The following is a 14,755-nucleotide window of genomic DNA, read 5'->3' as shown; positions in this document are numbered from 1 at the left end:
CCAAAATGTGGGAGCTGGCTTGCCTGCGATGAGGCCGTCACAAACAGCGAAGATTCAGCGCCTTACAACCCCTCCAGCTCCGCCATCAAATCACTCAACCGATCCACCTTCTCCGCGCTGATCTCATTCGCCGCCAGCCCGTCGATATACCCCGCCAACTCCTCCACCGTGCTGCACTCGAACATCGCCCGCAACGGCACATCCCGCTGCAATGTCTTCTGCACCCGTGAAGCAATCTGCGTGGCCAGCAACGAATGCCCGCCCAGCTCAAAGAAGTTGTCCTGCACCCCTACCCGCTCGACCTTGAGCACTTCGGCCCAAATCCCGGCCAACGTCTGCTCCAGCTCATTACGCGGCGCCAGGTAATCCTGGCTGTGCAACTGGCCAATCTCCAGTACCGGCAAGGCCTTGCGGTCCAGCTTGCCGTTGGCGTTCAGCGGCAAACGGTCGAGCCACAACCAATGCAGCGGCACCATGTACTCCGGCAACTCGGCCCGCAGGCGCTGCTTGATGCGATCAAGGCGCTCGCCCGGGTTGAGCTGCGCATCGGTCGCCACCAGATAACCCACCAGATGCTTGCCATTGACGCCCTCCTGCACCCCGACGGCCGCATCGCGAACTTCCGGTTGCTCATGCAGGCGCGCCTCGATTTCACCCAGCTCGATCCGGTAACCGCGAATCTTCACCTGATGGTCGATGCGACCGACATATTCCAACACCCCATCACTGCGACGGCGGGCCAAATCCCCTGTTCGATACAACCGGTCCGCACCAAATGGATTCGGCACAAACGCTTGCGCCGTGCGCAGCGGGTCGCTGACATAACCACGACCCACACCGGTCCCGGCCACACACAACTCGCCGACTGCACCTTGAGGCACCAGCTCCAGCGCGCCGTCCAGCAGGTACAACCGGTTGTTGTCGGTCGGCGTACCAATCGGCAGATAGGTGCTACGGGTTGACGCCAGGTCGACGCGGAAGAACGCCACGTCGTCCGAGCATTCCGCCGGGCCATAAGCGTTCACCAGGCCAATCTCCGGGTAACGCAGCAACCACTGGTGCGCCAGCTCCGGCGGCATCGCTTCACCGGTCGGCAGCATCCAGCGCAAACCCTCCAGGCTGATGCGATCCTGGGCGAGCATGCCCTGGATCAGCGACGGCACGCTTTCCAGTACGGTGACGCCCTGGGCCTGGACGTGAGCCAGCAAGCCTTGAGGATCATGGGCAAGGGTGTTCGGCACAATGTCCACCCGCGCCCCGAACAGCGGCGCGGCGAGGAATTGCCACACCGAGATATCGAAGCTTTGCGAGGCGGTCTGGGCGATGACATCGTCCTGGCCCAGGTTCAGGTACGGCACCTTGCTCAACTGGTTATTCAGCATGCCGCGCTGTTCCACCATCACGCCCTTGGGCAAGCCGGTGGAACCCGAGGTGTAGATCACGTAGGCCAGGTTATCCGGCGCGCTGTAGATGCCCGGGTTCTGCTCTGACCCCACCAGCTCCTCCCACACCAGCAGCCTCGGTCGCGAGCCACAGGCAAACTCTTCCAGCAACACCTGCGCCTGCTCAAGGCACGCCTCGGTGCACACCAGTAACGGCGTACGGCTGAGGTCGATGATCCGGCTCAGGCGCTGGCCCGGCAGCCCCGGATCCAGCGGCAGGTAACCCGCACCGGCCTTGAAGCTGCCGATGATCATGCCCAGCAAGTCCAGATTGCGCTCGGCCAGCAACGCCACCGGTTGATCCAGCCCGACACCGGCGGCAATCAGCGCATGGCCCAGGCGGTTACTGTGCCGGTTCAGCTCGGCATAGCTCCATTGCTGATCCAGGCAACTGGCGGCAATCCGTTGTGGATGCCGTGCCACTTGCTCCTCGAACAGCTCGACGTAACTGCGCTCCAGCGGGTACTCATGCTCGCTCTGGTTGCAGCCCTCCACCAGGAACTCGCGCTCCTGCTCGCCAATCAGCGGCAAGTCGGCCATATCGCCGTGGAAGCCCTGCACCAATGCCAGCAGCAGGCGCTTGAATTCGCCGAGCATGCCTTGCACGGTGGTTTCATCGAAATAACGCTGGTCGTAAGACAGGTGCAAGCCCAGGTCATCCCCCGGGTAGCACACGGCGGTGAGCGGGAAGTTGGTGTGGGTGCGCCCGGAATCCGAGGTGGCATTCAGGCTTTGCGCACGGTCCAGTACCGAGACTTCCACCGGGGCGTTTTCGAACACGAACAGGCTGTCGAACAGCGGCTGCCCCTTGGGCAGTTCGCTGTGCTCCTGGATGGTCACCAGCGGCAGGTATTCGTACTCGCGCAGTTGCATATTGCTGTCGAGCAGGCCGCTCAACCATTGGCGCACGCTGCACTTCTGGTCGTCCTCAGGCAGCTTCACCCGCAACGCGATGCTGTTGATAAACAGCCCGACGGTGCGCTGCATCTCCGGCATTTCCACCGGGCGCCCGGCCACAGTGACGCCGAACAGCACGTCGCGATCACCACTCAGACGCCGCAGCACCAGGGCCCACGCCGCCTGGGCGAAGGTGTTCACCGTCAATTGATGGGCCTGGGCCAACTCGCGCAATTGCGCACCGTCGCGCACATCCAGGCGGGTGTAGCAGTCGCCCACCACCATGCCGCCGCTGTGGCCGGCGTGTTCCCGCAGGAACGGCCGGTCGCTCGGGATCGGCGTGGTGCGTTCAAAGCCTTGCAGGTTCTGCTGCCACCACTGACGCGCCTCGGCCAGGTTCTGGCGTTGCAGCCAGGCGATGTAGTCGCGGTAACGCGGCGGCGTCGCCAGTTGCGCCTCGCGGCCTTCGCCGAGGGCCATGTAGATGTCGAAGAAATCATTCATCAGCAGCGAACGGCACCAGGCATCGATCAGGATGTGGTGGTTGCTCATCATGAACCAGTAGCGCGCCTCGCCCACGCGGATCAGCCGCAGGTGGAACGGTGCCTGGTTGAGCAGATCGAAGCCGGCTTCGCGCTCGCTTTTCAGCAGCGCTTGCAGACGCGGTTCCTGTTCACTTTCAGGGTCGGCGCTCCAGTCGAGGTATTCGATCGGCGTGCTGCCTGGCTTGTGGATAACCTGCAGCATGTCTTCACCGACGTTCCAGCAGAACGAGGCACGCAACGCTTCATGCCGGGCGATCACCGCCTGCCAGGCCTGGGCAAAACGCTCCGGGTCCAGGGCGCTGTTGATGCGGTAGCGGTCCTGCATGTAGTAGAGGCCGGTGCCCGGTTCCAGCAGGGTGTGCAGCAGCAAGCCTTCCTGCATCGGGGTCAGCGGGTACACGTCTTCGATGGCAGTGGCCGGCACCGGCAGTGCATCGAGTTGCCCTTGGGTCAGGTGCGCCAGCGGGAAGTCCGACGGCGTGAGGCCGCCGGCGTCTGGCTTGAGGCAATGCTCGATCAGGCTCTGCAATTCTGCCAGGTAAGCGTCCGCCAGTTCAGCGATGGTCTGGCTGTCGTGACGCTCGCGGCTGAAGGTCCAGCGCAGCACCAGTTCACCGCCATACACCTGGCTGTCGACGCTCAGCTCGTTGGGCAGCGGCGCGTCCGGGTCGTGGGCGGTGCCGGCAAACTCCTCCAGCGGGTGGAACAGCGCATCGGCACCAAAGCTCTGGTCGAACTGGCCAAGGTAGTTGAAGGTGATGCTGGCCGTCGGCAACGCGGCCATGGTCTGGCGGCACAGGTCGTCGGCCAGGTAGCGCAGCACGCCATAACCCAGGCCTTTGTGGGGCACGCCGCGCAGTTGCTCCTTGATCGCCTTGATCGAGGCGCCCTGCCCGGCGGCTTCTTCGATGTGCAGCGGGGTCAGGCGCAGCGGGTAGGCACTGGTGAACCAGCCGACGCTGCGGGTCAGGTCGATCTCGTCGAACAGGGTTTCGCGGCCGTGGCCTTCGAGCTGGATCAGGGCCGATTCATGGCCGCTCCAGCGGCACAACACACGGGCCAGGGCGGTCAGCAGCAAATCGTTGACCTGGGTGCGGTAAGCGCTCGGCGCCTGCTGCAACAGCTGGCGGGTGCGCTCGGCATCCAGGCGCACGCTGACGGTATCGGCGTCGCGATTGCGCAGTGAACCTTGGGGGCGATCCACCGGCAACTCAACGGCAGGGCCGGCCAACTGCTGCTGCCACACGTCCAGTTCTTCACGCAGGGATTCGCTGCCGGCATAGGCCTGCAAGCGTGTCGCCCAGTCGCGCAAGGCGCTGGTCTTGGCCGGTAGGCTGACAGGTTGGCCGTCGCTCAATTGGCGGTACACGGTCTGCAAATCTTCCAGCAACACGCGCCAGGAAACGCCGTCCACCACCAGGTGATGGATCGCGATCAGCAGGCGACGCTGACCTTGCGGCCCGTCCACCAGCAACGCGCGCAACAGCGGGCCATGGGCAAGGTTGAGGCTGCGTTGGGTGTCGGTGAACAGCGCGTGGCACTGCTCCATGTCCGCCACCTGGGCCTGCAACAGCAGGCCGCCTTCCGGCACCGCCAGGTGTTCGGCGTGCCATTGGGCATCGCGCTGGGTGAAGCTCAGGCGCAAGGCGTCGTGGTGCTCCAGCACCGCCAGCAGGGCTTGTTCCAGGCGATGGGGTTCCAGGGGTTGAGCCGGTTCCAGCAGCAGTGCCTGGTTCCAGTGTTGACGCTCGGGAATGTCGGTGTCGAAGAACCAGTGCTGGATCGGGGTCAGCCCGGACGCGCCGGTCAACACGCCTTGTTCGGCGATGACCTGCTCGGTGCGGGTCGCCACGGCGGCCAGGGTCTGCACGGTCTGGTGCTGGAACAGATCACGCGGGCTGAAATGAATCCCCGCCTGACGCGCCCGGCTGACCACCTGGATCGACAGGATCGAGTCACCGCCCAGTTCGAAGAAGTTATCGTCGAGGCCCACCTGTTGCACGTTCAACACCGCACACCAGATCGCCGCCAGGGTTTGCTCCAGCTCGTTGCGCGGGGCCACGTACTGTTGACGGTTCGCCTCGGGGTCCGGCTGCGGCAAGGCGCGGCGGTCGAGCTTGCCGTTGGCGGTCAACGGCATGCTGTCGAGGACGATCAGGTGCGCGGGCACCATGTAGTCCGGCAACTGCGCCTTCAGATGGGCCTTGAGTGACTCACGCAAGGCGCCGTGTTCTTCGTCGCTGACCAGGTAGGCCACCAACTGTTTGCCACTCGGAGAATCCAGCGCCAGCACCACCGCTTCACGCACCGCTGCGTGTTCCAGCAGGCGGGTTTCAATTTCTCCCAGCTCGATACGGAACCCGCGAATCTTCACTTGATGGTCAATACGACCGAGGTATTCCACCAGGCCATCGACCCGCTGGCGCACCAGGTCACCGGTGCGATACAGGCGACCGCCATTCGTGGCAAACGGATCAGCCACAAACCGCTCCGCCGTCATGCCCGGGCGCTGGTGATAACCCTGGGCCAGGCCAGCACCGCCGACGTACAACTCGCCGGTGGCACCCTGCGGCACCAAGGCCAAATCCGCATCCAGAATGTACGCCACACGCGCGCCGATGATGCTGCCGATCGGCACGCTGCCAGCGCCCTCCTCCAGTGTGTCCGGGGCAAGACTGGCCAGCGGCATTACCACCGTTTCAGTCGGACCATAGGCGTTGAAAAACAGCGCCGGCTTGAATGCGGCGCGGATGCGCTGCAAGTGTTCGCCGGTCAGGGCCTCGCCGCCGGTGATGCACATGCGCACCGGCAAGGTCTGGTTTTGCGTGGCCAGCCATTGCGCCAACTGACTGCCGTAGCTCGGGGTAAAGCCGAGGATATTGATGCGGTGCTGACGAATCAGCCCGCAGATTTCTTCCGCATCCCACTGGCCCTGGGCCCGCAATACCACCTGCGCGCCGCTGAGCAATGGCACCAGCAGACGCTCGGTGGCGGCGTCAAAATTGATGGAATAGAAATGCAGCTCGCAGTCATCCGGCCGCATGCCAAAGCGCTCGATCACCGCCTGGCAATGCATGGCGATTTCACCGTGGGACACCACCACGCCCTTGGGCTTGCCGGTGGAGCCGGAGGTGTAGATCAGGTACGCCTGGTGTTGCGGCAGGCTGATGAAAGGCAACTCGCTGGCCGGGTACGCGGCCAGGGTCGGCAGGTCATCTTCCAGGCACCAGCGGCCGACGCTGGCGGGCAGCTCGCCCAGCGCGTCGAACATCGCGGCGTCGCTGAGCAGCAGGCCGATGCCGCTGTCTTCGATCATGTAGTGCAGGCGGTCCAGCGGGTATTCCGGGTCCAGCGGCACATAGGCGCCGCCGGCCTTGAGGATCGCCAGCAGGCCGACGACCATCTCAAGCGAACGCGGCAGCGCCAGGCCAACCCGCACCTGCGGGCCTACGCCACGCTCGCGGAGCATCCAGGCCAGGCGATTGGCGCGGCCGTCGAGTTCGCTGTAGCTCAGGGTCTGCCCGGCAAAGGTCAACGCCGGGGCGTCGGGACGGGCCAGGGCTTGCTCGCTGAACAGGTGATGGATGCACTGGTCGAGGCGATGCTCGCCGGCCTCAATGCCGAGGCTGTCTTGCAGCGAACGCTGTTCGGCCGCCTCCAGCAACGGCAACTCGCTCAGGCGCTGGTGCGGATCGGCGAGCAAGGCTTCCAGCAGGTTTTGCCAGTGCGCGGCCATGCGGGCAATGCGCGGCTCGTCGAACAGGTCAGTGCTGTAGGTCAGGCAGCAACCCAGGCGATGGTCGAGGTCGGTGACTTCCAGGTTGAGGTCGAACTTGGTGGCGCGGGCATCGTTGGCCAGGTACTCGACAGTCATCCCGGCCAGGGTGCGGCTTTGCTGGAACTCCCAGCGCTGCACGTTGCACATCACCTGGAACAGCGGGTTGTACGCAGCACTGCGGGGTGGTTGCAGGGCTTCCACCAGGTGGTCGAACGGCAGGTCCTGGTGAGACTGACCTTCGATTACCGTGTGACGCACCTGCTCGAACAATTCACCGACGCTCATCTGCCCGTTGAGCTGGCAACGCAGCACCTGGGTGTTGAGGAACGCGCCGATCAGCCCTTCGCTTTCCGGGCGAATGCGGTTGGCCACCGGCGCCCCGATACGCAGGTCGGTCTGGCCGCTGTAGCGGTAGAGCAATACGGCAAGGGTGGCGGTCATGGTCATGAACAAAGTCAAACCACGCTCGGCGTTGAAGGCACGCACGCGGGCAGCCAGGTCATCGCTCAAATCGAAACGGTACAGCTCGCCCTGGTGACTTTGCACCGGTGGGCGCGGACGGTCGCCCGGCAGTTCCAGCAGTGGATGCTCAGTGCCCAGTTGCGCGGTCCAGTAATCCAGCTGGCGCTGACGCTCGCCGGATTCCAGCCACTGCCGTTGCCACACGCTGTAGTCCAGGTATTGCACCGGCAACGGCGCCAGCGGCGATTCGCGGTCGTCGATAAAGGCTTCGTACAGCGCGCTGAGTTCACGGGCAAAGATGTCCATGGCCCAGCCTTCGGTGACGATATGGTGCAGGGTCAGCACCAGGTAATGTTCCTGCTCGCCGGCCTTGACCAGGCAGGCACGCAGCAGCGGGCCGGTTTCCAGGTTGAACGGTGTATGAGCCTCATGGTCGGCCAGTTGCTGCACACGCTGTTGGCGCTCAACTTGATTGAACGCCGAGAAGTCCTGCCAATCCATGCGCACGCCGGTTTGCGCCGCGACCTTTTGCTGCGCCACGCCGTTGATGCTCGGGAAGGTGGTGCGCAGGGTTTCGTGACGCATGATCAAGGCCTGCAACGCCGCCTCGAAACGCCCCACGTCCAACACCCCGCGCAGCCGCGCCATGCCGCCGACGTTATACGCCGGGCTGTCCGGTTCCATCTGCCAGAGGAACCACATGCGCTGCTGGGAATAGGACAGCGGCACCGGTTGGCTGCGGTCGACCTTGCCGATGGCCAGTTGCTGGTTGCGTTGGCCCGAGGCCTGGATCAGGCGGACCTGCTCGGCGAAAGCCCCCAACTCGCTGGCTTCGAACAGCGTGCGCAACGGCAGCTCGACGTCGCAGGCCTGGCGGGTGCGGGAGATGATTTGCGTGGCCAGCAACGAATGGCCGCCGAGGGCGAAGAAGTCATCCCGCAGGCCGATGCGTGGCAGGGCCAGGACTTCGCGCCAGATCCCGGCGATTTGCTGTTGCAGCGCTGTTTCGGGTTCGACGTGTTCACGCACTTGCCACACCGGTTCTGGCAAGGCACGGCGGTCGAGTTTGCCGCTGGGGCTCAGGGGCATTGAGTCCAGGCGCATCAACTGCGCCGGCACCATGTACTCCGGCAGCTCGGCGGCCAGGGCGGTTTTTACGTCCTGTTCATCCAGCGGCTCGTTGGCGGTGTAGTAACCGATCAGTTGCGCACCGGCAGCGGTTTCCCGCACCAGCACCACCGCTTGGGCGATACCGTCGAGCGCCAGCAGGCGAGCTTCGATTTCTTCAGGCTCGACACGGAAGCCACGCAGTTTGACCTGCTGGTCCAGGCGACCAAGGTATTCCAGCACACCGTCGGCGCTCCAGCGCACGCGGTCACCGGTGCGATACAGACGTGCGCCCGCCTCGCCCAACGGGTCGGCGACGAATCGTTCAGCGGTCAGCCCCGCACGCCCGAGGTAACCGCGAGCCAGGCCGATGCCACCAATGCACAACTCACCCGGCACACCTGCCGGCAACGGATTGAACTGATCATCCAGCACCCGGCAGATCACGTTGCCCAGTGGCCGGCCAATCGGCGAGCGCTCGCCGTCTTGGGCCTGGCAATGCCAGTGCGTCACGTTGATCGCGGTTTCGGTGGGGCCATATCGGTTGTGCAACTGCACCGCCGGCAACTGCGCCAGCACCCGGTTGCGCAACTCGGCAGGCAATGCTTCACCGCCGGAGAACAGGCGACGCAGGCTGGTGCATTCGGCGGCCAACGGTTCATCGACAAACAGCTGCAACAGCGGCGGCACAAAGTGCAGCGTGGTCACGCCGTGCTCCTGCACCAGTTGGGCGATGCGATGCGGGTCGCGGTGCTCACCCGGCCCGGCCAGTACCAGCCGGCAACCGGTGATCAACGGCCAGAAGCATTCCCACACCGACACGTCGAAACTGATGGGTGCCTTTTGCATCAGCACATCGGTTTCATCCAGTGGGTAGGTGGCTTGCATCCACTGCAAGCGCTCGGCCAGCGCGGCATGGGTATTGCCCACGCCCTTGGGCTGGCCGGTGGAACCGGAGGTGTAGATCACATAGGCAAGGTTGTCGCCGTTCAGGTGCAGGCCCGGCGCGTGGGTCGGCCAGCTTTCCAGCTTGAGACTGTCCATGGCGATGACGCACACGCCTTCAGCCGTGGGCAGTTGCTCCAGCAGCGAGGTCTGGGTCAGCAGCAGTTGCACGCCGCTGTCCTTGAGCATGTAGGCCAGGCGCTCGGCGGGGTAATCCGGGTCCAGGGGCACGTAGGCGCCGCCGGCCTTGATGATCGCCAGCAGGCCGATCAGCAGTTGCGGCGAACGCTCGGCGGCGATGGCCACGCACACGTCCGGGCCGACGCCCTTGTCCCGCAGGTAATGGGCCAGGCGGTTGGCCTGGGTGTGCAGTTGGGCGAAGGTCAGGCTCGCGTCCTGCCACACCAGCGCCGTGCGTTCCGAGACCTGTTGGTTGAGTTGTTCCGGCAGCCACTGCTGCGCCGCCGCGCAAGGTGCAGCGCTCCACTGGTGTTGCTGCGTGTGCTCGTCGTCGTGCAGCAGTTTCAAGTCGCCGATGGCCTGTTGCGGGTGCTTGCAGGCGGCTTGCAGCAGGTTGATGAAGTGCTCGGCCAGACGCTCGATAGTCGCGGCGTCGAACAGTTCGTCAGCGTAGTCGAAGGCCAGGCTCAAACGCCCGTTACGGTCTTCTTCGCTGTGCAGTTGCAGGTCGAACTTGGCTTCGCGGCTGTGCCACGCCAGCTCGTCGGCCAACAGGCCCGGCAGGCGGCGCAAGGCGCCGAGGTCGCGTTGCTGGTGGTTGAACATCACCTGGAACAGGCCTTGTTCCCGGGCTTGCGGGAAGGCTTCCAGCAACTGCTCGAACGGCAGGTCCTGATGGGCCTGGGCACCCAGCGCAGCGGTTCGCGTCGCCGCCAGCAACTCGGCGAAGGGCAGGCGTGCATCCAGTTCAGCGCGCAGCACGAGGGTGTTGATAAAGAACCCGATCAGGCCCTGGGTTTCCTGGCGCGGACGGTTGGCGCTGGGTATGCCGATGCGGATATCGCGCTGGCCGCTGTAGCGATGGAGCAGGCTCTGGAACGCCGCGAGCAACAGCATGAACGGAGTGGATTCATGGGCCTGGGCAGTCTTGCGAATGGCTTCGCCGAGGCTCGCGCTCAAACGCACACTGTGACGTGAAGCACTGCGCACATGTTGAGCCGAACGCGGATGATCGGTGGCCAGGCTCAGGGTCGGGTGTTCGTCGCCCAGTTGTTGTTTCCAGTACGCCAGTTGCCGTTGGCCCTCGCCTTCGGCCAGCCATTGGCGCTGCCAACTGCCGTAGTCGGCGTATTGCAGGGCCAGGGCTGGCAGCTCAAGGGTCTGGCCCAGGGAGGCAGCGGCGTACAGGCGGGCAAACTCATCGATCAATACGCTGAGGGACCAACCGTCCGCGATGATGTGGTGCAGCGTCACCAGCAACTGGTGGTCTTCGTCATCCAGGCGTACCAGCGTGACCCACAGCAGCGGGCCTTTCTCCAAATCGAACTGGGTGCGGGCTTCGTCTTCGCGGATCTGGTTTGCGCGGGCTTCGCGCTCGGCGGCCGGCAGGTCGCTGAGATCGATGACTTGCAGGTCGAACTCCACCTTGGCATCGACCCGCTGAAAGCCTTGGCCATCGCGCTCAAAGAAGCGCGTACGCAGGGCTTCGTGACGCTGGATCAGTTGCTGGAAGCTTGAGCGCACCGCGTCTTCGTCCAGCTCGCCACGCAAACGCAGGCCGCCGGGAATGGTGTAGGCACTGCTTTGCGGGTCGAGTTGCCAGGTGATCCACAGGCGGTTTTGCGCCAGGGATTGCGGCAGGTCTTCCTGGCGTGACAGGGCCTGGATCGCGCCTTGGGCCACACCGCCGTCCTGTTGCAATTGCGCGACGCCGGCGGCGAAGGCGGCCAGGGTTGGCGCTTCGAACAACAGCCGCAGGTTCAGCTCCAGGCCAAGGGTTTCCCGCAGCCGGGCGACCACCTGGGTGGCGCTGATGGAGTTGCCCCCCAGCAGGAAGAAGTGATCGTCGGCAGCGACTTGCGCCAGCTGCAATTGCTCGCACCAGATCGCGGCAATTTGGCTGTGCAGTTCGGATTCCAGCGCCGCATCAGCGGCCTGGGCCTGCACGCCGGGGAACTGCGCATAACTGTCGAGACTGCCATCCGCCAGGCGCGTGCGGCAGGCCGAACGCTGCACCTTGCCACTGGAGGTTTTCGGCAAGCCACCGGGATTGAGCAACACCACCACGCTCGGGGCTTCCTGGCAGGCCTCGGCCACCGCTTGGCGAATCGCCTTGATCAGCGCTTCGGGCGGCAGGATCTTCTGCACGCTACGGCTGATTTCCGCGGCGATGCCGATGCCTTCCTGGCCGTTGTCATTCACCGCAAACGCCGCGACCCGGCCCTTGCGCACCACTTCCACTTCGCGCTCGATGGCTTGCTCGATGTCCTGGGGATACAGGTTGTGGCCCCGCACGATCAGCAGGTCTTTGAGGCGGCCGGTGATGAACACTTCACCGTCGCGGATAAAGCCCAGGTCGCCGGTACGCAACCAGGTGCGGCCTGCGTGCTGGACGAAGGTCTTGGCGGTGGCCTCAGGGTTGCGCCAGTAACCGTGGGCGATGCTCGGGCCGGTGGCCCAGAGTTCACCGACGGCATTGTCGGGGAGCGTCGCCAGGGTGGCGGGGTCGGCAATCAGCACCGCGTGTTCAGGCTGGCTGGTACCGCAACTCATGATCGCCGCGCCCTGCCCCGGCTCGGCGCGATTGGCGGCCAGGGCCTGTTCGTCGAGACGCAGGGCCGGGATACCCTGGCCACGAGTGCCGCCGGCAACGAACAGGGTGGCTTCGGCCAGGCCGTAGGACGCGAAGAAATTGTTCGGGGTGAAACCGCAGCTAGCGAACTTCTCGGCGAAGCGCTCGAGGGTGTCGAGGCGGATCGGCTCTGAGCCGGAATACGCCACGCGCCATTTGCTCAAGTCCAGGCGCTCCAGGGCCGAATCACTGACCCGTTCGCTGCACAGCCGATAGGCGAAGTCCGGCCCGCCGCTGATGGTGCCGCCGTATTCGCTGATCGCTTCCAGCCAGCGCAGTGGCCGGCCGAGGAAGTACGCCGGCGACATCAACACGCACGGCACGCCGCTGAAGATTGGCTGCAGCAGGCCGCCGATCAGGCCCATGTCGTGGTACAGCGGCAGCCAGCTGACGATCACGTCGTCGGGGTTCAGGTCGATGCCGAAGCCCCGGCGGATCAGCAGTTCGTTGGCCACCAGGTTGCCGTGGGTGACTTGCACGCCCTTGGGCAACGCGGTGGAACCGGAGGTGTATTGCAGGAAGGCGATGTCATCGTCCTGCAAGTTCGGTGCGACCCAATTGCCCGCGATTTCGGAGCTGAGGCTGTCGACGCACAGCAACTGCGGCGCGCCTTCGAGTTGCAGCAGCGCATCACCGAGGCTGGTGGTGGTCAGCAGCACGCTTGGCTCGGCGTCCGCGATGATCGACAGCAGCCGCTCCTGATGATGACGGCGAGTGGACTCCGGCGGGTACGCCGGCACCGCGATCACCCCGGCGTACAGGCAACCAAAAAACGCCGCGACGTAGTCCGGCCCGCTGGGGAACAACAGCACCGCACGGTCACCCAACCCGGCGTTGGCCTGCAAAGCGGCGGCGATGGTGCGGGCGCGCAGGTCGAGGTCGCGGTAACTGAGGACAGCGCCCTGCTCGGCCGTCTCGGCGAGGAAGCGCAACGCCAGTTGATCCGGGGTTTGCGCGGCGCGGCGTTGAAGGGACTGAACCAGGGTGCGGGGAAGTTCGAAGGCGTCCATCGTGGGGTTCCTGCCTGAAATCGGCTTACTGGGAAATCGGGGAATGTGTGGCCAGGGGGCTTGTTCAGCCGGCTGCCCGGGCCATCTGCCGCGCGGCGTCATTGCGCCAGCGGGCCAGGTGTTCGTCGGCGTAACGCCGGACACAGCGCAGCACAGAACTCTCGTGCTGCATCAGGAAGAAGTGGTGACCGTCGAACATGTCGAGGGAAAAACCGCTGGCGGTGTCTTGCTGCCAGTCCAGCAATTGATCGGCGGTCACTGCGTCTTGCTTGCCGCCGAATACATGGATGGGCAGCCTCAGCGGCTCGCGCTCGCCATACTCGAAACTGCCGCACAGGAGGAAGTCAGCCCGCAGGATCGGCAGCATCAACTGCATCAGCTCGGCGTTGGCCAATACGTCCTCGCCGGTGCCCTTGAGTTCACGCAGGCGGGCGATCAGTTGCTCGTCGTTTTTCTCGATGGCGTATTCGCTGACATCGCGGCAGGCCGGGCCGGCGGTGCCCGATGCGAACAACGCCAGTGGCTGCGGTACACCCCGCTCACGCAGGGCATGGGCCAGTTCGAACGCCAGCAGGCCGCCGAGGCTGTGGCCAAACAAAGCGTAAGGGCCGTCCAGCTCGGCGCTGATCTCATCGGCCAGTTGCCCGGCCAGGGCCTTGATGTCGCGCTGCAGCGGCTCGTCCATGCGCATGCCGCGCCCCGGTAACTCCAGCGGGCGCACCTGCAACCACTCGGGAAGCGCCCGCCGCCAGCGGCTGTAGACCATGGCGCTGGCACCGGAATAAGGCAGGCAAAACAGGCGTAATCGAAGCGGCGTGTTCATTTCAGACCACCCCGACCCACACGATAAAAACCCATTTTGTACTCCTCCAGGCGCTGATCCTTGGCCGGTTTGTTAACTGGCCTTTCACCCATGAGAACGGATGGCACCTGGAAATAATTAGGCAGCGAGACGCGGTTCACACCTCTCGATAAAGCATAAGATTAGTTCGTCTTCTCATTTGACAATCATTATCATTAAGCATAATTTGTTGCCCGATGTGTAGGAGGCCTCAGCAAGGACGCCCTCCCCCAACCTTCTCTTGCAACTAGGTGATTTCCATGACGGAACAAGTATCCACAGGCAGGTGCGACTCACCCCTCCTTCAGGCCTTTGTCGATAACCGGCTGATCCTGGTCAAGATCGCAGCACGTATTACCGGCTGCCGCTCTCGCGCCGAAGACGTGGTGCAGGACGCCTACTTCCGGTTGCAATCGGCACCGACCATTACGTCATCGTTCAAGGCGCAGCTCAGTTACCTGTTCCAGATCGTGCGTAACCTGGCCATTGATCACTACCGTAAGCAGGCGCTGGAGTTGAAGTACTCCGGTACTGAAGAGGAAGGCTTGAATGTGGTTATTCACGGGGCTTCACCTGAGACTTCGCACATCAATTTCTCCACCTTGGAAAACATTGCGGATGCATTGACCGAGTTGCCTCAGCGCACGCGGTATGCGTTTGAGATGTACCGGTTGCACGGGGTGCCGCAGAAGGATATTGCCAAGGAGCTTGGGGTTTCGCCGACGTTGGTGAACTTCATGATTCGGGATGCGTTGGTGCATTGCCGGAAGGTTTCCGGGACTCACAGCGACACGTTTGCGCGGCGGGTTTGATTGGCTCTGCTGTTGAGTACATATCCGATATTTGGGTGATGGCTTCGATTGGTTCCGCTCTTACAGCGGGTCACTTTTGAAAGGAGCCCAAAAGTAACCAAAAG

Annotated in this window: 3 protein-coding genes; 1 reads left to right on the top strand and 2 read right to left on the bottom strand. The window is 64.0% G+C overall.

All coding sequences use genetic code 11. The features are described from left to right. Positions 1-62: 62 nt before the first annotated feature. Entirely contained in the window at positions 63-12,998 is a 12,936-nt protein-coding gene (locus tag V3W39_RS31200; RefSeq protein WP_330214017.1) for a non-ribosomal peptide synthetase, read from the bottom strand. Between the two features lie 64 nt (positions 12,999-13,062). Then, positions 13,063-13,821 (bottom strand): thioesterase II family protein, encoded by a 759-nt coding sequence (locus V3W39_RS31195; protein WP_330214016.1) that lies wholly within the window; start codon positions 13,819-13,821, stop codon positions 13,063-13,065. Between the two features lie 278 nt (positions 13,822-14,099). Between V3W39_RS31195 and V3W39_RS31190 the strand changes: the two genes are divergently transcribed. Next, complete coding sequence (locus tag V3W39_RS31190; protein WP_076953019.1) at positions 14,100-14,651, top strand: RNA polymerase factor sigma-70; 552 nt, start codon at positions 14,100-14,102, stop codon at positions 14,649-14,651. Positions 14,652-14,755 lie beyond the last annotated feature (104 nt).

It is taken from the genome of Pseudomonas sp. Z18(2022), assembly GCF_036346535.1.
In the GTDB taxonomy this organism is placed as follows: domain Bacteria; phylum Pseudomonadota; class Gammaproteobacteria; order Pseudomonadales; family Pseudomonadaceae; genus Aquipseudomonas; species Aquipseudomonas yamanorum_A.
The sequence above is the reverse complement of the archived record's forward strand: the minus strand, read 5'-3'. Positions and strand labels throughout refer to the sequence as shown.